Genomic DNA, 20272 nt, shown 5'->3' on the forward strand with positions numbered 1-20272 from the left:
CTTAAGTTGGCTGCCTATGGAACGTCGTGGGCCGAAGTCCTACGCTATGTGGAGGGGGAGGGGCGCGGTCGCTGAGGAGCGTTGTGATGAAGTGGATCAGGCCTGACAGCCCCGACTATGACCCGGCCCGGAAGGTCTTCAACGCCATGATTGCCCGGCGTCCGGCGGTGATTGCCCAGTGTTCGAATGACGCGGACGTGGCCGAAGCCCTCCGCTATGGACGGGAAAATTCCCTCGCCATCGCCATCCGTGCCGGCGGCCACTCAGTGGCCGGAATGTCCATGAACAACGACGGCCTGGTAATCGATGTCCGGCCCATGAAGTCGATCAACGTGGACCCCGAATCCGGCATCGTCACCGCCGGGGCAGGCGTCACATGGGGCGAGTTCGACCGCGCCACCCAGGAGCATGCCCTGGCCGTCACCGGCGGGCGGGCCTCCACCACCGGCGTCGCCGGCTTCACCCTGGGCGGCGGGTCAGGCTGGCTGGAGCGGTCCTTCGGGTTCGCGTGCGACAGTCTCGTCTCGGTGGACCTGGTGACGGCCGACGGCGAGCGCGTCACCGCGAGCGCCCGGGAAAACCCCGAACTCTTCTGGGCGCTCCACGGCGGCGGCGGCAATTTCGGGGTGGCCACGTCCTTCACGTTCCAGGCCCACCGGCTCGGCCCGGTGGTCCACGCCGGGATGTGGCTGTGGCCCGGGGAGGCGGCCACCGACGTTTCCCGGGCGTTCCGGGACCTGGCCTTGGCAGCCCCTGACGGTGTTGGCCTGGCGCTCCTCTATTTCACGGCACCACCGGAGCCGTTTGTACCCGAGCACCTCGTGGGAAAGATGGCCACTCTCATTGCCTACCTCTACGCGGGTGAGCCCGAGGAAGGCTCCGAGCACGCGCGGCCGTTCCGCGAGCTCGGGCCTGCAGTGGACCTCGTGGCCGACACCCCGTACGCCGATTTCCAGTCCTCCCTGGACGATCCGCCGGACCACTACAACTACTGGAGCGCGGACTACCACAACGAACTTCCCGACGCGGCCCTGGACTTGTTCGTGGAATCCGCCCGGAACCTTCCCGATGCCACGTCCCAGCAGCTCATCGCCCGGTGGGGCGGCGCCGTCGGCGGGAACGCTGGCGCGGCCACGCCCCTGATCAACCGGAACGCGGCCTGGGTGAGCCATCCCTACGGCATCTCGCCAACACCCGAGGAAGGCCAGCTGGCCAAGGCCTGGGTGAAGGACTTCCGCGGCAAGATTGCGCCCTATGCCACAGGCGGGGTGTGGCTCAATTTCATCGGCAACGAGGGCCAGGAGCGCATCCGCGCCGCGTTCGGAAACGGGAATTACGCGCGGCTGGCCAGGGTCAAGCGTGACTTCGATCCGCGGAACGTCTTCCAGGGAAACCAGAACATCCTGCCGGCCGGCTCCTGACCGGCCCCGCGGAGAGCCGCCGCACTAGACTTCCCCCATGGCGATTTACCTTGATCCGCCGCTGTGGCCCGCCCACGGCACGCACTTTTCGCACCTCATCTCGGACACGTCGCTGGCGGAACTGCACGCCTTCGCCGCCGCGGCCGGCATCCCGGACCGGGCGTTCGACGGCGACCACTACGACGTTGCCGAGCGCCGGTTCGACGACCTCGTCGCCGCGGGCGCCATCGCCGTGGAAGCCCGGATCCTGGTCCGCAAGCTCATCGCCAGCGGGCTGCGCATCCCGGCCCGGCGGCGCAACAAGTCACTCAAGGTCCCGCTGCTGAACCGCTGGGAAGCCATCATGCCCGGCCACGACGCCCTCTTCCTTGACCTGCTGGACCGCTGGAGCGAGGACCACCGCCGGTATCACGGCTGCACGCACCTGCTGGCCGTACTTGAGGCCATGGACCTGCTCACCGACCCCGCCGATCCGCCGCGGACAGTGCTGCTCGCAGCCTGGTTCCACGATGCCGTGTACCGCGGGGTCGCCGGCCAGGACGAGGAGGAATCGGCCCGGCTCGCAGAGGAGCGCCTCACGGACGCGGGGCTCCCGGCCGCCGATGTTGACGAGGTGGCCCGGCTGGTGCGGCTGACATCGGACCACCGCCCGGAACCAGGGGACGACGGCGGCGCCCTCCTCTGCGACGCGGACCTGTCAGTCCTCGGCGGCGAACCTGAGCCCTACGCCCGGTATGTGGCCGCCGTCCGGGAAGACTACGCGCACATCGGCGACGCCGACTTCGCGGCCGGCCGCGCCGCCGTCGTCCGTCACCTGCTGGAACTGGACCCCTTGTTCCACAGCGACCGCGCACGGGAACTGTGGCTCGACGCCGCCCGCCGGAACCTGCAGGGCGAGCTGGCCTGACTCTTCGCGCAACCGCCCGAAGCCTTTACGGCCGCCCCGGCCGGTGCAAGACTGCTCGGATGAACCTGCGCATCCAAGCCGTCAGCATCGATTCCACCGACCCCAAAGTGCCCGCCGACTTCTGGGAGAAGGCCCTGGGGTGGCGCCGCACCTACGAGGTGGAAGACGAAATCGTACTGGAACCGCCCGCCGGCAGCCCGGCCGACGGCGTCAGCCCGGACCTGCTGTTCCTAAAGGTGCCCGAGCGGAAGGAGCTCAAGAACAGGCTGCATCTGGACCTCCGTCCGGATGACCAGGCCGAGGAGGTGCAGCGGCTGGAAGCCCTGGGCGCGTCGCGCATTTTTGTCGGGCAGGGGCCGGAGGTGACCTGGGTGGTCATGGCCGACCCGGACGGCAACGAGTTCTGTGTGCTGCGCGCGTTGCGTTCAGAAGAGCTCGAAGCCCAGGGACTGGTCCCCGGGTTCAGCGAAACCCCTGGGAATGCCGCCGGCTAACGGTACGCGGTAACGAACGGGCTGTTGGTCGGAACGATCTGCTTGCCGAGCGGCATCAGGCTGACCGGGATGAGCTTGAGGTTGGCGATGGCCAGCGGGATGCCGATGATGGTGACCGCCATGGCAATGGCTGTCAGCACGTGGCCGATCGCGATCCAGATGCCCGCCACCACCAGCCAGATGACATTCCCCAGGAGAGGGAACACGCCCGTCCCGCCCGGCTTGTCCACCACCATGCGCCCGAACGGCCAGAGCGTGTACGCCGCAATCCGGAACGACGCGATGCCCCACGGAATGGTGACGATCAGCAGGCAGCAGATGATGCCGGCGAGGAAATAGCCCAGGGCAAGCCAGAGTCCGCCGAATACCAGCCAGATGATGTTGAGCAGTGTCTTCATCTGTCCATTGTGCCCCGCGGGGTCTGACAAAAACGTAGGGGTCTGCCCTGATTGGCCCCTGAACTTGGGACCTGAAGCTTGGACCGGGCCTCAGCCCTTGGCGGCCTTCACGAAGGCCCGGATCTTGTCCAGGTCCTTCACGCCACGGGAAACCTCGACGCCGGAGGAGACGTCCACGCCCCACGCGCCTGAGGCTGCAGTGGCGTTCGCCACGGTGTCCGGATCCAGCCCGCCGGCCAGCAGCCACTTGCGGTCCTGGAGCGCCGTCACGTCCACCATGGAGGCGTAGTCCCAGGCCTGTCCGGACCCGGGCACGGCGGCGTCAATCAACAGGAGTTCCTCGCCCCAGTCGGCGAACGCGTCCGCAGTGGCTGCCATGGTGACCGCCCTGATCAGCTTCATGCCGGCGTCGTGCACTGTGGTTACGTCTTCCGGGGTGAGGTCTGCGTGGAGTTGGACCCACTCGAGTCCGGCGGAACGGGCGATGGCAAGGGCATCGGCGACAGGTTCATGCCGGAAAACGCCGACGGCAACCATGCCTTCCGGCACATCGGCCAGAAGAGTGGAAACCTGCGACGGCGAGACCACCCGCGGGCTGGCCGTCAGGACAAACCCGACGGCGTCCGCCCCAGCCTCCACGGCGGCACGGACTGATTCGGGCGTACTGAGACCACAGACTTTGACGAACATTTCCGGCTCCTTCAGGCTGTCTTCGTGACGTCCCCCGGGAGGAGAGTAGCAGGGAAGTGCCCCCTGCGCCGATGTGGGTCGGTTCCATTTCAGGCGCCGGACAGCACGCGCTCCACCATGGCGCGGCCCGTCTGTTCAAATGCGGTGTCGCCCACTTGGTTGGCCCACACCACCGTGCCGATGGCCTGGTGCAGGTTCTCCAGCCGCCACAGGTCAGCCTCCGCCGGTGCCACCGTTTTGCCCAGGCCTGAATGGAACGCGTCCGCCAGGTCGGGCCTGCCAACGAACTGCTGGTGGCTGAGCCGCACCAGATCGTGCACCCACGGACGCGGTTCAGCACGGCCGAAGTCGATGACCTTGATCTGACCGTTGTCCTGCAGCCAGTTCCTCGGCTGGTAATCGCCGTGCGTTGCCACCAGCCGCGCCACGCCCGGCCGCAGTGCATCGAGCGCCTGCTCAAAGCTGTCGAGTTGGGATCCCGGCAGCAGCCCGTGGCCACGGTCCATCCACGCACGGGTCTTGGCCGTGAGGGCTGATGCGTACGTGGACGAGACCCCGGCGGGCCGGTGAATCGTCGCCAGCAGCGCCCCCGCCTGGCGGTACGTTTCCGGATCATCCTCGGCCGGCGTCCCCTCGACCAGGACCCCCGGCAGGAACTCCGTCACCAGGATGCCCGACGCAGCCGAAGCATGGCGTAACGCCGGAACCCGCCCGTGGAGCCCTTCGAACCCGCCGGCATGGGCGGCGATCTCGCGGCGGATATGGTGGCTTGTGGTGCTCGCCTTGACGATGAATCCTTCGCCCGACGGCGTGACAACGTGGAGGACGTTCGTGTCCTGCAGGGGCCAGGAGTAGTCCTGCACGGTGCTGAATTCCCCAAGCCAGGATGTCAGCAGGCGGCTCTGTCCGTCGGTGATCCCCTGGCGCATTTGCCCAGCATGCCACGCGTGGCGGGGCCGCCCAAACAAACTAGGCTGGTCCGATGGAGATCATCCGCTTCGCAGAACTCAGGTCCGAACCGTGGCGTAACGGCGGCGGGGTGACCCGTGAGCTTGCCAGCCACCCGAAAGCCGCCTCGGCGCAGGACGGCGCCTGGGACTGGCGGGTCAGCATCGCCGACGTCAGCAAGGCCGGGGATTTCTCGGCGTTCCCGGGCATGGAACGCGTGCTGACCGTGATCGACGGCGAGCTGCTCCTTCTCACCGTGGACGGCGCCGAGCACCCGCTGGAAAAGTAACGGCCGTTCAGGTTCTCCGGCGAAGCTGCTGCGCACGGTGCCCTGCCCACCGGGGACATCCGCGACCTGAATGTCATCACCCGGACGGGGTCCTTCAAGGGCTTCACGTCCATCATCGAGCTCTCCAAGAAGCGCGCGCACCCGGTTTTTGAGGGCCAGCTTGCTGTGCTGCTGCAGGGCCAGGCCACCGTCAGCGCGGGCAGCCTCAGCGTCAGCGCGGAGGCCGCGGGAGCCGCTGCCGCCGCCGCAGAAGCCGACGCCGACGAAACTGCCCCCAGCCCCACGGAACCCGAGGCACTCAACCGCTATGACGCCGTCGTCGGCTCCGATACCGGGACCCCCGAAATCCTGGGCCGCGGCTTCCTGGCCGTGGTTTCGATCGACCGCGCGACTGCCTGATCCAGCGCTGCAGGCTAGCCTCGCCTTCGTTATCTGAGCCTTTCCACACTGGTCAGCGGCACGCGGCGCTCCTAGACTCTGGCTATGACCTCCACACCCTTTAATGCGCTCCTGTCCACCCAGATCGGCAACGAATTCGCGGCCTCGCAGCAGTACATTGCCGTGGCCACCTGGTTCGCCAACCAGGACCTCCCGCAGCTGGCCCGCTACTTCTACCGGCAGTCGGTGGAAGAGCGGAACCACGCCATGATGATGGTGCAGTACATGCTGGACCGCGACATCGAGTTCACCATCCCGGGCGTCCCCACCGTGCGCAACGACTTCTCCTCCGTGACCGAGCCGCTGGCCCTGGCGCTGGAGCAGGAGAAGGAAGTGACGGCCGCGATCGAGGCCCTGTTCCGCGCCGCCCGTTCCGAGGACGACGCCCTGGGCGAGCAGTTTATGCTCTGGTTCCTCAAGGAGCAGGTGGAGGAGGTCGCCGCCATGACCACCCTCTTTAACATCGCCGAGCGCGCGGACAACCTGTTCGACATCGAGAACTTCATCGCCCGCGAAACCGTGGGCAACGGGGGCCGCGACTCCTCCGCCCCGGAGACAGCCGGCGGCGCCCTCTGAACGTCCCCCCATCCCCAACTGAGTAGCGCTAACTGACGTTTTGAAGGCTCATTACGACAGTTAGCGCTACCTACTTGGGCCGGAACCCTGGCGGTGAGGTTGGCCACCAACCCGGCCACCCGCCGTCGGGCGTTGCTATGCTGGAAACAAGGCTCCGCACAGGACCCTCCGGACGACGGTTCAGTACCCGGCACGCGACAAGACTGGCTAAAGGATCTGTCATGTCGTGGGTAATTCTCATTCTTTCCGGGGCGCTGGAAGCCGTCTGGGCCGCAGCTCTGCACCGGACGTTCCAGGCCTCCGGCCGACGCCGGCTCGCCCCCGCGCTCCTCTTCCTGGTCTCCGTCCTCGTGAGCATGGCCGGCCTCGCCATCGCCATGCAGTCCATCCCCACCGGCACCGCGTACGCCGTGTGGGTGGGCGTGGGCGTGGTGCTGACCTCCGCCTACGCGATCACCACGAAGGCGGAACGTCCGACGACGGCGCGCCTGATGCTGCTCACCGGCATCGCCGCGTGCGTGGTTGGCCTGAAGGTGGTGGCGTAATGAATAAGCGTTCCGCTGCGTGGCTGATGCTGCTGGCCTCCGCCGTGCTGGAAGCCGTCTGGGCCACCGCGCTGGGCCAGTCCGACGGCTTCACCCGCCCCCTGCCCACTCTTGTTTTCGGCGTGACGGCCACCCTGAGCATGATCGGCCTCGGCCTGGCCATCCGCAGCATCCCGCTCGGCACCGCCTACGCCGTGTGGGTGGGGATCGGGGCTGCCCTTACGGTGGGCTGGGCGATGGCCACCGGCGTCGAACCCTTCAGTGTCCTGAAAGTGCTGTTCATCGCGGGGATTGTCGGCTGCGCGGCGGGGCTGAAGGCGCTGCCGGCCGGCAAGAACACTGAGCCAGCCACCGAGGACACGCCGGCGTCGGGAACCGTGGCCGTCAGGCCAGAGCGCCTTTGATCAGCAGGCTCACCCCGGCAACCAGACACAGGCTGAGGGCCGCGGGACGGATGGTGGCGGCGGAAATCCGCTTCACCACCGGCCGCGATGCCAGCGCCCCGAGGGCAACGCCCGGCAGCAGCCAGCTGGTGAGCAGCAGCTCCTCCGTGCCGAAGGAACCGGCGCCCGCCAGGGCGAGCAGCGAGACCAACGACGACACCAGAAAAAACAGGGAGAGGTTGGCGCGGTAGCGGGCGGCGTCCTCGCTCCGGTAAACCACCACAAGCGGCGGCCCTGAGGTGGAGGCAACCGTACCCAGCACTCCACCGAGCAGGCCGGCCGCGAACAGGGAAAAGCGGTTTTGCGGGATGCGGAATCCCTTGAGTCCGGTGAGAACGCTGGCCACCACCAGCCCGCCCACGATCATCCCGGTCCATTTGCCGTTCAGCAGGGGCAATACACATAGTCCGGCAACGGCACCGGGCAGGCACCCGGCAATGGCCACCTTGAGATCCACGTGCCTTAGGCCCCTCCGGTTCTGCCAGCTCACGAATAGCATGACCACCACCGAAACGAGAAGCAGTGGGCCGGGCACCAGCTGTGGGCTGATCATCAGCAGCAGCGGCGAGGAGACGATGCCAAATCCGGACCCGGTGCCGGCCTGGGCCACCACGGCGACGGCAACTATGAGAGCCGCGATGGTGAGTTCCGTGGTGGTCATGATGTCCGTTCCTAGATGAATTGCACTCCCACGTAGGCGAGTACTCCGATGAGGCCCCAGGAGAGCATGGCGACGACGATCGCCCTGCCGCTGGTGTGGAGAATTGACCGTATTTGCACGGATGTTCCCAGCCCGAACAACGCTGTAGCGAGCAGAAGGTCCTGGGCGAGCGCAGCACCTTCCAGGACCGCATGCGGCAGGATTCCCAGCGTCCGCAACACGATCATCGCCATGAACCCCGCCACGAACAGCGGGATCAAGGGTGGGAATTTGAGCTTGCCTTCTTCGATGCCGGCGGCCGCCTTGCTGTGCTGGGAACGATTGCGCCGGGAACGATTGCGGCAGCGCTGCACTAAAGCGGCAGCGGTGACCATCGGGGCGAGCATCAGGACACGGGTGAGCTTGATGACCAGGGCCCCGGCCAGGGCCGCGGTGCCTGCCGTCTGTGCCGTCGCGACAACCTGCCCCACGTCATGGACGCTGGCCCCCACCCAATGCCCGAACTGCACCTCGTCCAAGCCGAGAGGACCCTTGAGGGCCGGTAGCACGGCGATGGCAAGCGTCCCGCACAGGGTCACGAGCGCGATGGGCACCACGGTGCCGCGGTGATCCGTTCTGGTCACTCCGCTCATGGCCCCGATGGCGGACGCGCCGCAGATGGAAAAGCCTGCGGCCAGGAGCAAGGGCTGGTCCCCCGGAAGCCTGAACGCCTTGCCCAGCAGCAAGGTGCCCACGAAGGTCAGCAGCACGATGCCCACCACGATCCCCAGCGTCGCCCAGCCGAGGGCCGCGACGTCTATGAGGCTCAGCTTCAGTCCGAGCAGCACGATTCCGAGCCTCATGAACCTCTTGGCGGCCAGCACCAGTCCGGGTTGCATGACTCCTTCGACTGCGGGGCCGATCCCGGGCAGGTTGGCGGAAAGGATGCCGAGGATGACGGCCACCGTGAGGAAGGGGAGCACCGGGACGGCCGCGTGGACAAGCCACGCGACGGCCACGGCAGCGGCCGCCAGTGCGAGCCCGGGCAGCCGCCTGTCCCGCAGGCCTCGCGGGAGAAATCCACGCTGTTTGCCGCTTCCTTCCGGCTTGTCGCGTCCTACGGGCGTGGCAACGTCTTGTGTCATGGTCGTCTGCGATCCTCCCGGAGCGGGCTTGCGCCGTGCTCAGGGCGGATCTCCTTTCTGTCGAGTACGGAGAGCGACTGCATGGCGCTCAACAGGCCAACGGACGCGATGTCCCCGGCGCTGCAACCACGGGACAGATCGTTCAGGGGCGCTGCCAGCCCCTGCAGGATCGGGCCCACGGCCACGGCTCCCCCGAGCCGTTCGGTGATCTTGTAGCCGATGTTTCCGGCGTCCAGGCTGGGGAACACCAGCACATTTGCCTGACCCGCCACCTCCGAGCCGGGCGCTTTCGCCGCCCCGATGGAGGGGACCAGCGCGGCATCAAACTGCAGCTCGCCATCCACGTGCAGCAGCGGGTGGCGGGTCCGCAGGATTTCCATCGCGGACCTGACCTTGTCCACGTGTGAGTGGATAGCGCTGCCCCGGGTGCTGAAGGACAGCATGGCCACCTTCGGCGACTGCCCCGTCAGCGCCTGGTGCATGGCGGCTGCCGAGGCGGCGATGTCCGCCAGCTGTTCGGCGGAAGGATCGGGAACGACGGCGCAATCGCCGAACGTCAGTTCCCTTCCGTCGGGCAGCAGCATCAGGAACGAGCTGCTCAGGGTGGTGCAGCCGGGGTCCAGGCCCACCACGCGCAGCGCGGCCCGGAGCACCAGCGCCGTGGGCGTCCCGGCACCGGCAACACAGGCGTCCAGATACCCGGCCCGCAACGCGGCCGCGGCAACATGGACCGGTTCCTGACTGGCGTGGGTCAACTGCTCGGGTTTGCGGGAGTAAGCCTCCCCGATCAGAGCGGCGATGCTGCTGTCGCCGGCCAGCCCGCCGACGTCGAGGATGGCGTCGCCGGGCAGCACACAGTCCAGTTCGGCCGCCACCCGCCGGATTTCATGGCTCCGGCCAATGAGCCTGGGGCTGATGATTCCTTCCGCGGCCAGCGCACTGGCAGCGCGGACGGCACGCTCGTCCTCGCCGTCGGCGAATCCGACCACCCGGCCGCGGCCGGACAGCTCCTGGCGCCAGCGCTCAAACAGCGCGCTTCCCGCGGGCGGCGCTGCCTGCGGAATGCGCTTCTCAACAATCGCCGTCGCCATGGTTGTACCTCTTATCTCGAACCTGCGGAGGTCACATCGGATCCTGCGGAGGCGTCCACGAGGGGGCGCCCTCCGCAGGCGAAGAACCGGATGCGATGGTTAGGGCTGGATGGCCTTCTCGATGTCGGTGAGCATGCCGTCCACACCATGCAGCAGCGCGGACAGGACCTCTGCGTCGGCCACGAGCGGCGGGGAGATCATGATCATGGTGGCACCGCGGTCGTCCCCGCGAAGGATCACCTTGGTCCGCTTGAAGGACTCGGGAAGGACTTCGCGAAGGACCTTCAGCGACTCGGCTTGGGTCAGTTCGCGGCCGCTGAAGCTGTCCGCCATGAGTTCGATCGCGTAGAAGAAGCCCGTGCCCCGGACTGCCTTGACGCAGCGGTGCGAGTTCTTCAGCGATTCCAGGGCCTCCATGAGCTTCGGGCCCTGTTCCTGGACGTTGCCCAGGACGTTTTCGTCGCGCATGGCGGTGATGTTGGCGACCGCGACGGCGGTGGAGACCGGGTGCCCGCCCCAGGTGGCGCCGTGCGTGAAGACGCCGCCCGTGGATGAGTTGAACAGCTCCTGGACCAGCTGCTCGCGGACGATCAGGCCGCCCAGGGGTGCGTAGCCGGAAGTGGAGCCTTTGGCGAAGGTGACCAGGTCCGGGACCACGCCGGTGACGCCGTAGCCGAAGAAGTGGCCAAGCCGGCCGAAGGAGCAGATGACTTCGTCGGAGACCAGGAGGATCCCGTACTTGTCGCACAGTGCGCGCAGTGCCGGCCAGTAGCCGTCAGGTGCCACGAGGGCTCCGCGGCCGTTCTGGACCGGCTCCGCAAAGATGGCCGCAATGGTTTCGGGGCCCTCTTCGAGGACCACCCGCTCAATGGCGCGGAAGCAGTCCAGCTCCGTGACCGGGCCGCAGTCGCCGGTGAAACCGAGGGTGTTCGGGACGCTGCGGATTCCTGGCAGGAGCTCGCCGAACGGTTCCTTGATCTTGGGCAGCTGCGTGATGGACAGGGCACCCATGGTGGTGCCGTGGTAGGCCATGTCGCGGCTGATGACTTTGGTGCGCTGAGGCTGGCCCTGGCTGCGGAAGTACTGGCGGGCAAACTTCAGGGCCGTCTCCACGGCCTCGGAGCCGGAGTTGACGAAGAACGTGGTGCCCAGGTCGCCGGGGGCCAGGTCCGCGATGAGCGCGGCGGCCTCAATGGCCGGCGGGTGCGCCGAGCCCCAGTTGGAGGCGTAGGCCAGGGTGCTGATCTGCTCGCTGGCTGCCTTGGCGATGTCCTGGCGGCCGTGGCCCATGTTTACGCAGAAGAGCCCGGCGAGGCCGTCCAGATAGCGGTCCCCTTCGGTGTCGATGAGGTAGCTGCCTTCGCCCCGGACAAAAATCGGGAACTCGCTGTCCCAGGTGTCCTTGCGGGTGAAGTGGGGTCCGAGGTGGCGCCGGGCCTGGGCCCGGAGTGTGGTGGCGTCCAAAACTATCTCCTTCTTGTCGAGGTGAGTAGCGATGATCGAAGCATAGGCTGGCGGCCACACCGGGCATCAGGGCCACATCGTGCCCGGCTGATGGGTCCAGTTTGGTCCCGTCAGCCGGCGCACATCTGGTGCTTCTGGTCCCATCCTGGACCGGACCATACTTCGATAACGCTGCGCAGCCCGCACGGCGGACTTATCTGCACAGCACCCATCAACATCATGGAGGTCACAATGAAGATCGGCATCCCGAAGGAAATCAAGTCCCACGAATACCGAGTAGCCGTCACGCCGGCCGGCGTCCACGAGCTCATTGCCCACGGGCACGATGTGTTTATTGAGGCCGGCGCTGGAGAAGGCTCGTCCATCTCTGATGACGCCTATACGGTAGCGGGAGCCACCATCCTTCAGACGGCCGACGAGGTCTGGGCCGCCGCCGATCTGCTGCTCAAGGTCAAGGAACCGATCGCGGCGGAATACCACCGCATGCGGCGGGACCTGACGATCTTCACTTACTTGCACCTGGCCGCCGACGAGGCCTGCACCCGGGCCCTGCTCGACGCCGGCAGCACCTCCATTGCCTACGAGACGGTCCAGCTCGAAGACGGCTCGCTGCCGCTGCTGTTCCCCATGAGTGAAGTGGCCGGCCGGCTGGCTCCCCTGGTGGGCGCACAGTGCCTGACCCGCCCCGAGGGTGGCCGCGGCGTGCTGATCGGCGGCGTCTCCGGTGTGGCACCGGCCCGCGTGGTCATCATCGGCGCCGGTGTGTCCGGCATGAACGCCGTTGCCGTGGCTGCCGGCATGTGGGCGGACGTGGTCCTCTTCGACAAGAACGTGGACAAGCTGCGCGCAGCGGACCGCATGTACCAGGGCCGGGTCCGCACCCTCGCCGCCAACCAGCTCGCCATCGAGCAGGAGGTCATCCAGGCCGACCTGGTCATCGGCGCCGTGCTGGTCCCCGGGGCCAAGGCACCCAAGATCATCTCCAACGAGCTGGTCTCCCGTATGAAGCCCGGCAGCGTCCTGGTGGACATCGCCATTGACCAGGGCGGCTGCTTCGAGGATTCGCACCCGACCACGCATCAGGAACCCACCTTCCGCGTCCACGGCTCCGTCTTCTACTGCGTGGCCAACATGCCGGGCGCCGTCCCCCACACCTCCACCTACGCGCTGACCAACGTCACGCTTCCGTACGTTCTGCAGATCGCCGACAAGGGCGTGGAGCGGGCCGTGGCCGAGAATGCGGCACTGCGCGCAGGCCTGAGCACCCTGGGCGGCCGCCTGACCAACACCGCGGTCGGCGCGGCGCATGGCATCGACGTCGTTGATTCACTGGAATCTTTGGCCCGTAGCTAAAGTACAAAGAGAAATTCTTGGCGGGGGAGTTCATACTGAACTCCCCCGCTTCTTTCGGTCCTGATACTTCATCGCGCTGCTTGGGAGGCGAATCGTGCCACGGACACTCATAGAGATTGACCGCAGTTCCAGCGAACCCCTGTACCGGCAGGTCCGCCGCGTCATCGAGCACGGCATCGCCGTCGGTATCTTCGATTCACGCCGCAGGCTCCCCAGCTCCCGCGAGCTGGCCGCCGAGCTCAAGGTTGCCCGCAACACCATCAACCTGGCCTACCAGGAGTTGCTCACCGAGGGCCTGGTCATCAGCCATGAGCGCAGCGGGATCTTCGTCAACCCTGAGATGATGGCCGCGGCGGAGGCCGAGGTGCCGGCCACTGATTCGATGATCGACTGGTCCTCCCGGATGCGCCGCTACGCCGACGAGGGTATCCCGGAGGTTGAAAAAACCCCGGACTGGTACACGTACCCGTACCCGTTCGTCGCCGGCCAGGTGGATGTCAACAGCTTCCCCGCCACCGCCTGGGTGCGGAGCCTGCGGGAAGCCCTGTACCAGCCCCACCGCTTCGCCAGCCTCCAGGACAGCGTGGGCGCGGACGACCCCATGCTCATCGACATGATCCGCCGCCAGATCCTTCCCGCACGCGGCATCGAGGCCGGACCGGATGAAATCCTCATCACGGTCGGCTCCCAGCAGGGACTGGACCTGCTGGCCAGGACACTGCTGGGCCCGCACCAGCGCGTGGCCATCGAGAACCCCGGCTATCTTGACGCCCGCCACATCTTCCTGCGCACCGGCGCCCAGGTCTACGGCATCGACGTCGACGGCGACGGCCTCTGCCTCCCCGAGACGCTCAGCGGCACTGCCCTCCTGTATGTCACCCCGAGCCACCACCACCCCACCAACGTCACGCTCAGCATGGAGCGCCGCCGTCGCCTGCTCAAGCTCGCCGCCGCCTCCGGAACGGTCCTCATCGAGGACGACTACGACAGCGAATTCCGTTACGAAGGCAGCCCCAGCCCCGCGCTGAAGGCGCTGGACTCCACCGGCGACGTGCTGTACCTGGGCACATTCTCCAAGTTCCTCTCCCCGGGGCTGCGGCTGGGGTTCCTGGTGGGGCCCGCGGAACTGATCACCGAACTGCGGCGCGTGCGGCGGTACCAGGTACGCCACCCTCCCGGGCACATGCAGCGCGCCCTCGCCCTGATGATCGACAGCGGCGATTACCACCGCGCCCTGCGCCGTCACCGGCGGCAGCTGAAGACGCGCTGGGAGACGGTCACCGAGGTCGCCGCGCAGTGCCTGCCCTGGGAGCAGGGCCCGTACCCGCCCGGCGGCGTCAGTCTTTGGGTGGAGGGGCCACCCGGGCTGGATGCCTTGGAGTTGGTCCGCGCCGTAGAAAAGCGCGGAGTGCTCATTGAACGTGGCGATATTTATTTCATCCAACCGGACGCACCGCGGAATTGCTTCAGGATTGGTTTTGGCGCCATTCCCTCGCGCTCAATTGCGGAGGGTTTGGCATTGGTCGGCGAGGAAGCAAAGATCCTGCTTGCCGGGAGAGACGGCAGACCCAAAATCGCCGCTGAATAGCGCCAGACATCCCGGTATGCCGTGGGGCACCAGCTTCTGGTAGCCCCACGGCAGCAGCCGGCCGCGCCTTAGCCTGGGCTTAGACGCGGGGAATAGCCATGTACTTGGTCTCGAGGAATTCCTCGATTCCGACCCGGCCACCCTCGCGGCCCAGGCCGGAGGCCTTGATGCCGCCGAAGGGCGCCGCAGGGTTGGAGACAATTCCAGTGTTGAGCCCAACCATGCCAACTTCAAGGGCGTCGCCCATGCGGAAGCCCCGGTCCACGTCCTGTGTGAAGAGATAGCCCACCAGCCCCCACGGGGTGTCGTTGGCCAGCCGGGTGACTTCCTCTTCGGTGTCGAAGGGAACCACAGGAGCCACGGGCCCGAAGATCTCCTGGCTCATCAGGTCGGAATCCGGGCTGACGCCGGACAAAACAGTAGGAGTGTAGAAGTAGCCGGGGCGGTCCGGGCGGGAGCCACCGCACACCACCGTGGCGCCCTTGGACACGGCGTCGTCCACCAGTTCCTGCATTTTAGTGAGTGCCTTCTCTTCGACGAGGGGCCCGACGTCGGTGCCGGAGTCGGCTCCGTCGCCCACCGAAAGGGCACTGAGGCGGGCGGCCAGCCGTCGGGCGAATTCGTCCGCGATGGGGCGCTGCACAAAGAGCCGGTTGGCTGCCGTGCAGGCCTCGCCCATGTTGCGCATCTTCGCGGCGACGGCGCCATCCACGGCGCGGTCCAGGTCAGCGTCCTCGAACACGATGAACGGGGCGTTCCCGCCCAGTTCCATCGAGGAGCGCATGACGTGCTGCGATGCCTGCTGGAGCAGGCGCACACCGACTTCGGTGGAGCCCGTGAAGCTGACCTTGCGGGCGATGCCGCTGGCCATCCAAGGCGACACCACCTCCGCGGCCTTGGTGGTGCAGACAACGTTGAGCACACCCCTGGGCAGGCCGGCCTCGATCAGGATGTCCACGAGCGCCAGGGAGGACAGCGGGGCGAGGTTGGCGGGCTTGAACACCATGGTGCAGCCGGCCGCGATGGCCGGGCCGATCTTCCGGGTGCCCATGGCCAGGGGGAAGTTCCACGGCGTGACCAGCACGCAGGGGCCCACGGGCTCCTTGGAGACGAGGATGCGGTTCTTGCCGTCGCCGGTGGTGGTCAGGTCGCCGCCGATCCGCACGGCCTCCTCGGAGAACCAGCGGAAGAACTCCGCGGCGTAGGCCACTTCGCCCTTGGCCTCCGGGAACGGCTTGCCCATCTCGGAGGTCATGATGAGAGCGAGCTCATCCTGGCGGGCCGTGATCAGGTCGTAGGCACGGCGGAGAATCTCGCTCCGCTCGCGCGGCGAGGTCTTGGCCCATTCCTTCTGTACGCGGCCGGCGGTTTCGATGGCCCGGCGGGCGTCTTCGGGACCGCCGTCAGCTATCGTGGCGATGACCTCTTCAGTGGCGGGATTTACGACGTCGAAACGGGCCCCGGACGCCGCTTCGGCCCATTCGCCGTCGATGAACAGGCCGGTGCTGACGGTGGCGATGGCGTCAAGCGCCTGCTGCGAGGTCCGGGAGTTGGTCGTTGACTGGATACTCATGAGCGTCCTTTTCTATGGGGTCGGGCCGAGAAATCTGGCCCTGTCGCGGCCGGGCCTGGAAGACTGAGCTGCTGGACCAGCACCGTGCAGGAGGAGCCGTAAGTCAGGACCACGGCGTCCGCCTCCGTCTTGCTACAACTCCAGAAGCAGGCCTGTGGAGGCCTCCACACGGAAGACCTCCACAGGCAAGGCTGGACTGACGTGAGGATTTACACGTAGTCCTTGTACTTCTCGAGCGTACGGACCGGCTTCGCGAGGGCATCGCGGCGGAAGGGGTCTCCCAGTTCGCGGGTGCACATGATCTCGATGACCGTGGTCTTGCCTTCTTCCATCTGGGCGGCGAGCGCGCGCTTGAGCGCGGGGCCCACCTCCTCGAGCTGGTCGACCACAATGCCTTCGGCTCCCATGGTCTGGGCCATGGCAGCGAAGCTCTCGCCGTTGTCGAGCTCGCCAGCAATGAAGCGGCGGTTGTAGAACTCCACCTGGTTCTTCTTCTCCGCACCCCACTGGCGGTTGCGGAAGACGACGGCGGTAACCGGGATGTCGTGCCGCACTGCGGTGAGGACCTCACCCATGCTCATGGCCCAGGCACCGTCACCGGCGTAGGCCACGGCGGGACGGTCCATGGATGCAGCCTTGGCGCCGATCATGGTCGGCAGCGCGTAGCCGCAGTTGCCGAAGCTCATCGGGGCGAAGAAGCTGCGCGGCTTCTCGAAGCGCAGGTAGCTGTGGGCCACGGAGTTGATATTGCCGATGTCCGTGGAGATCATGACGTTCTCCGGCATGGCCTTCTCCAGCTCGCGGAGCACCTGGCGCGGGGACAGCCAGTTGCCGTCCTCGTTCTTGTGCTCCTCGAGCATGTCGAGGCTGTACTCATCCTTTTCGTGCGTCCACGCGGTGAGTTCCTCTTCCCAGCTTTCCTTCTCAGCCTTGATGGTGGCGGCACGCTCGGCCTTCGTGGCGTCGCAAGCGAGGGTGAGCTGGTCCAGGCGCTTGCCCAGTTCAAGTGCCACGGCCTTGGCATCGCCACAGATGCCCACGCTGATCTTCTTGACCAGGCCCAGCATGGTGTGGTCGGCGTCGATCTGGATGATCTTCGCTTCGGTGGGCCAGTACGCCTGGCCGTACTGCGGCAGGGTGCCGAACGGGCCCAGGCGGGTGCCGAGGGCGATCACGACGTCGGCCTGGGAAATGAGCTTCATTCCCGCCTTGGATCCCTGGTAGCCCAGCGGTCCGGCCCAGAGGGGGTGGCTGGCAGGGAAAGAGTCGTTGTGCTGGTAGCTGTTGACCACCGGGGCGCCCAGGCGTTCGGCCAGGGCCTTGCATTCCTCCACGCCGTCGGCCATGACGACGCCGCCGCCGGAGACGATCACGGGGAACTTGGCCGTGGCGAGCAGGGCCGCTGCCTCGTCCAGGCTCTTGGTACCGCCGGCGCCGCGGTCCACGCGGCGCGGCTGCGGGATCTCCACAGTGATCTCGCCGTAGAAGTAGTCACGCGGGATGTTCAGCTGGGTGGGGCCGTTTTCAGACATGGCGCGGTCGAAGCAGCGGCCGGTGAATTCGGCCATGCGGGCCGGGTGGGTCACGTGGCCCTGGTATTTGGTGAATTCCTGGAACATGGGCAGCTGCTTGGCCTCCTGGAAACCGCCGAGGCCGATGCCCGTGGTGCCGGCTTCCGGCGTCACGATGACCACCGGACTGTGGGCCCAGAATGCTGCTGCGATGCCGGTGACGCAGTTGCTGATGCCCGGGCCGTTCTGGCCGATGACCACGCCGTGGCGGCCGCTGGCACGGGCATAGCCGTCAGCCATGTGGGCTGCGCCCTGCTCGTGGACCACCGGAACCAGGCGGATGCCTGCGGGGGCGAAGATGTCCATGGCGTCCATAAAGGCTGAACCCATGATGCCGAAAATGTCGGTGACGTCGTTGGCGACCATGGTCTCCACGAAGGCCTCCGACGGTGTCATTTTCTGCACGCCCTTGGCAACTTCGCGGGCGGCCTTGGCCGGTGCTGCCTGGGCCGGGGCGCCTTTGCCCTGCCCCTCGGATGAGTCGGTGACGAGCGCTTCCGCCGTGCCGTCGTTGGCAACGGATGAGAGTTCGACGGTGTCTTGGCTCATGATGATTGCTCCTCCTCCAGGATTTCGCCCAGATGCGTTTGACTATAAAAAATGGAACGTAGCGTTCCCGTTTTGGTGCTGATGCCGAGATTATGGCAAAAGAACAACAACGTCAACGGGTATTTCAATTATTCGGAACGCTGCGTACGATATTCTTGAACCAGATGCCAATTACGGTGCGGCTTGACCACGTGGAGGACAAAAAATGGCTGAGATTCACAGGCTGGGCGAGCCCGCCCTGCAGGCGCCGACGGAGCTGGCCGGGGACACCCCCACCATGCGGCTGTTCTCCCTGCTGGAACTCATCGCCACCAAGGACCAGCTCTTCACGCTCCAGGGCCTGGTGGAGGAAACCGGCACACCCAAGCCCACGCTGCACCGCATGCTGCAGCAACTGGAGAGCTCCGGCCTTCTGATCCGGGAGAACAACGGCCGGCACTACGGCACCGGCGTACGGCTGCGGCGCATGGCGGAGAACCTGCTGATCAACGACATGCACCACGGCGCACGCCACGCGGTGCTGCGGAACCTGGTCGCGGAACTGGGCGAGAGCTGCAACGTGACGGCGGTGTCCGGCAGCGAAGTGGTCTATCTGGACCGCATCGAGACGTCCGAACCGCTGCGGATCACCCTCCAGCCCGGCTCCCGCGTGCCGGTGCACTGCTCGGCCAGCGGGAAGATGATCCTCTCCCAGCTCAGCCCGGCACAGCGCAGGCGCCTCATTGCCGCCGCGCCGCTGGAACGCTACACGAACAAGACCGTGACGGACCCCGAGCTGATCGAGGAGGAACTCCAGCGCGTCCGCCGGGACGGCTACGCGATCGACGACGAGGAATTCCTCCCCGGCATGGTGTGCGTGGCCGTGCTGGTTCCCACAGCGAACACCGTGTCCAATCTCTGCGTCGCGGTCCAGGCGCCGGTCATGCGGCTCACCCCCGAGAAGGGGCTGAAGCTGCTCCCGGCCCTGCAGCGTGCTGCGGCGGCGATCGGTCTGATCGAGGCCGAGGCCGGTTCCGGCACCGCGGAAGGAACCGTCGACGGCGGCAGCACCACCGGGGGCAGCCCGGCCGGGGTGGCCGGCATCGACGCGGGCCACACTGACGGCGTGGAGGACGAGCTGTGGACCAGCTGACGCGCCTGATGCCGGACGAGATGGTTTCAGTCCGCGAGGTGTTCAATCTCGATTCGGACCTCAAGGTGGCGGCCTTCCGGGAAGCCGACGAGCACGTCCCCGAGGTGGACCCCGCCTACCGTTTCAACCACGACGTCACCCTGGCCATCCTGGCCGCCTTCACCCGGAACCGGCGGATGCTGCTCCAGGGCCTGCACGGCACAGGCAAGTCCACGCACATCGAGCAGGTGGCCGCGCGGCTGAACTGGCCCTGTGTCCGGGTGAACCTGGACGGCCACATCAGCCGCCTTGACCTGGTGGGCCGCGACACCGTGGTGCTGAAGGACGGCAAACAGGTCACCGAGTTCCAGGAAGGGATTGTCCCCTGGGCCATCCAACGGCCGGTGGCCCTGATCCTGGACGAGTACGACGCCGGCCGCCCGGACGTGATGTTCGTGATCCAGCGGCTCCTGGAACGCGACGGCAAGCTGACCCTGCTGGACCAGAACAGGGTCCTTGACGTGCACCCCGGGTTCCGGCTCTTTGCCACGGCCAACACCGTGGGACTGGGAAACCTCAACGGCATGTACCACGGCGTCCAGCGGCTCAACCATGCCCAGATCGACCGCTGGAACATCGTGGCCGCCCTGAACCATCCCCCGGCGGAGGACGAGATCGGGATCGTACTGGCGAGGGTCCCTGAACTGGACGACGCAGCCGGCCGGAAACTGGTGGCGTCCATGGTGGCCGTGGCCAAGCTGACGCGGGACGGTTTCCGGGTGGGCGATCTGTCCACCCTGATGTCCCCGCGCACCGTCATCACCTGGGCCGAGAACATCGGGATCTTCGGCGATCCCGGCAAGGCGTTCCAGCTGTCCTTCGTCAACAAGTGCGATGAAGCCGAGCAGCCGCTCATTGCCGAATTCTTTCAGCGATGCTTTGACCGTGAGCTGGAAGCACCACGGACCTCGGGGTACCTGCCCGCCGAGGTCCTGCCAACCCACGCCTTCGCTGCCGCCGCGGCCGGCTAGGGCCGCG

At 66.8% G+C, this 20272-nt stretch carries 19 protein-coding genes, 1 pseudogene and 1 riboswitch; of the genes and pseudogenes, 11 read left to right on the forward strand and 9 right to left on the reverse strand.

All coding sequences use genetic code 11. The annotated features are described in order from the left end of the window. The first annotated feature begins 86 nt into the window (after window positions 1–86). From ACVWY0_RS04540 to ACVWY0_RS04550, 3 genes are read left to right on the forward strand one after another with little or no spacing between them, the layout of a single operon-like run. Complete coding sequence (locus ACVWY0_RS04540) at window positions 87–1421, forward strand: FAD-binding oxidoreductase (RefSeq protein ID WP_485835613.1); 1335 nt, start codon at window positions 87–89, stop codon at window positions 1419–1421. 37 nt (window positions 1422–1458) lie between these two features. Further along, window positions 1459–2328, forward strand: coding sequence for a DUF4031 domain-containing protein (locus tag ACVWY0_RS04545; protein WP_485835614.1), 870 nt, complete (start codon window positions 1459–1461; stop codon window positions 2326–2328). 59 nt (window positions 2329–2387) lie between these two features. Next, window positions 2388–2822: a VOC family protein gene (locus tag ACVWY0_RS04550; RefSeq protein WP_485835615.1), complete on the forward strand. Its 435-nt coding sequence runs from the start codon at window positions 2388–2390 to the stop codon at window positions 2820–2822. Here the strand turns inward: ACVWY0_RS04550 and ACVWY0_RS04555 are convergent. The 3 genes from ACVWY0_RS04555 to ACVWY0_RS04565 all read right to left on the reverse strand — a co-directional run bounded on the left by ACVWY0_RS04555 (window position 2819) and on the right by ACVWY0_RS04565 (window position 4839). Then, complete coding sequence (locus ACVWY0_RS04555) at window positions 2819–3220, reverse strand: YccF domain-containing protein (protein WP_248763765.1); 402 nt, start codon at window positions 3218–3220, stop codon at window positions 2819–2821. The genes ACVWY0_RS04550 and ACVWY0_RS04555 overlap by 4 nt on opposite strands. 90 nt (window positions 3221–3310) lie before the next feature. Then, window positions 3311–3910, reverse strand: a complete 600-nt coding sequence (locus ACVWY0_RS04560; protein WP_459309976.1) for a phosphoribosylanthranilate isomerase — start codon at window positions 3908–3910, stop codon at window positions 3311–3313. A gap of 89 nt (window positions 3911–3999) precedes the next feature. Further along, the gene (locus ACVWY0_RS04565) at window positions 4000–4839 is read right to left on the reverse strand and encodes an aminoglycoside phosphotransferase family protein (protein WP_485835616.1); all 840 of its coding nucleotides are present in this window, start codon (window positions 4837–4839) and stop codon (window positions 4000–4002) included. 53 nt (window positions 4840–4892) lie between these two features. On the opposite strand from ACVWY0_RS04565, the pseudogene ACVWY0_RS04570 reads away from it, so the two are divergent. The 4 genes and pseudogenes from ACVWY0_RS04570 to ACVWY0_RS04585 all read left to right on the forward strand — a co-directional run bounded on the left by ACVWY0_RS04570 (window position 4893) and on the right by ACVWY0_RS04585 (window position 7110). After that, a pseudogene (locus ACVWY0_RS04570) lies at window positions 4893–5546 on the forward strand (HutD/Ves family protein). 84 nt (window positions 5547–5630) lie between these two features. After that, entirely contained in the window at window positions 5631–6161 is a 531-nt protein-coding gene (locus tag ACVWY0_RS04575) for a ferritin (protein WP_248763759.1), read from the forward strand. Between the two features lie 146 nt (window positions 6162–6307). Then, a riboswitch (guanidine-III (ykkC-III) riboswitch) is annotated at window positions 6308–6372 on the forward strand. Between the two features lie 10 nt (window positions 6373–6382). After that, a complete protein-coding gene (locus tag ACVWY0_RS04580; RefSeq protein ID WP_485835617.1) occupies window positions 6383–6706 on the forward strand; it encodes a DMT family transporter in 324 nt (107 codons plus the stop codon). Continuing rightward, on the forward strand, window positions 6706–7110 hold the full coding sequence (locus tag ACVWY0_RS04585) for a DMT family transporter (protein WP_485835618.1): 405 nt from the start codon (window positions 6706–6708) through the stop codon (window positions 7108–7110). Before ACVWY0_RS04580 ends, ACVWY0_RS04585 begins: the two co-directional genes overlap by 1 nt. On the opposite strand, the gene ACVWY0_RS04590 is transcribed toward ACVWY0_RS04585, so the two are convergent. The 4 genes from ACVWY0_RS04590 to ACVWY0_RS04605 form a co-directional block, all read right to left on the reverse strand. Further along, window positions 7091–7810 carry a TSUP family transporter gene (locus tag ACVWY0_RS04590; RefSeq protein ID WP_485835619.1) on the reverse strand — a complete coding sequence of 240 codons (720 nt, stop codon included), beginning with the start codon at window positions 7808–7810 and terminating at the stop codon, window positions 7091–7093. The genes ACVWY0_RS04585 and ACVWY0_RS04590 overlap by 20 nt on opposite strands. 11 nt (window positions 7811–7821) lie before the next feature. Further along, window positions 7822–8934 carry a YeiH family protein gene (locus tag ACVWY0_RS04595; RefSeq protein WP_485835620.1) on the reverse strand — a complete coding sequence of 371 codons (1113 nt, stop codon included), beginning with the start codon at window positions 8932–8934 and terminating at the stop codon, window positions 7822–7824. Next, a complete protein-coding gene (locus ACVWY0_RS04600; protein ID WP_485835621.1) occupies window positions 8931–10025 on the reverse strand; it encodes a phosphotransacetylase in 1095 nt (364 codons plus the stop codon). Before ACVWY0_RS04600 ends, ACVWY0_RS04595 begins: the two co-directional genes overlap by 4 nt. A 99-nt stretch (window positions 10026–10124) precedes the next feature. Next, on the reverse strand, window positions 10125–11489 hold the full coding sequence (locus ACVWY0_RS04605; protein ID WP_485835622.1) for an aspartate aminotransferase family protein: 1365 nt from the start codon (window positions 11487–11489) through the stop codon (window positions 10125–10127). A 231-nt stretch (window positions 11490–11720) separates the two neighbouring features. Here ACVWY0_RS04605 and ald point away from each other — a divergent pair, with 231 nt between their 5' ends. Further along, window positions 11721–12842: an alanine dehydrogenase gene (ald, locus tag ACVWY0_RS04610; RefSeq protein WP_485835623.1), complete on the forward strand. Its 1122-nt coding sequence runs from the start codon at window positions 11721–11723 to the stop codon at window positions 12840–12842. 94 nt (window positions 12843–12936) lie between these two features. Then, complete coding sequence (gene pdxR / locus ACVWY0_RS04615) at window positions 12937–14430, forward strand: MocR-like pyridoxine biosynthesis transcription factor PdxR (RefSeq protein WP_485835624.1); 1494 nt, start codon at window positions 12937–12939, stop codon at window positions 14428–14430. 79 nt (window positions 14431–14509) lie between these two features. Here the strand turns inward: pdxR and ACVWY0_RS04620 are convergent, their stop codons facing one another. Next, complete coding sequence (locus ACVWY0_RS04620; protein ID WP_252568563.1) at window positions 14510–16003, reverse strand: NAD-dependent succinate-semialdehyde dehydrogenase; 1494 nt, start codon at window positions 16001–16003, stop codon at window positions 14510–14512. Window positions 16004–16212: 209 nt separating this feature from the next. Then, window positions 16213–18123: a sulfoacetaldehyde acetyltransferase gene (gene xsc, locus ACVWY0_RS04625; protein ID WP_485835625.1), complete on the reverse strand. Its 1911-nt coding sequence runs from the start codon at window positions 18121–18123 to the stop codon at window positions 16213–16215. 205 nt (window positions 18124–18328) lie between these two features. Here xsc and ACVWY0_RS04630 point away from each other — a divergent pair, with 205 nt between their 5' ends. Continuing rightward, the gene (locus ACVWY0_RS04630) at window positions 18329–19255 is read left to right on the forward strand and encodes an IclR family transcriptional regulator (RefSeq protein ID WP_485835626.1); all 927 of its coding nucleotides are present in this window, start codon (window positions 18329–18331) and stop codon (window positions 19253–19255) included. Then, the gene (locus ACVWY0_RS04635) at window positions 19243–20265 is read left to right on the forward strand and encodes an AAA family ATPase (RefSeq protein ID WP_485835627.1); all 1023 of its coding nucleotides are present in this window, start codon (window positions 19243–19245) and stop codon (window positions 20263–20265) included. The genes ACVWY0_RS04630 and ACVWY0_RS04635 overlap by 13 nt, the downstream gene beginning before the upstream one ends. Window positions 20266–20272 lie beyond the last annotated feature (7 nt).

The sequence above is a fragment of the Arthrobacter sp. UYNi723 genome, assembly GCF_054057635.1.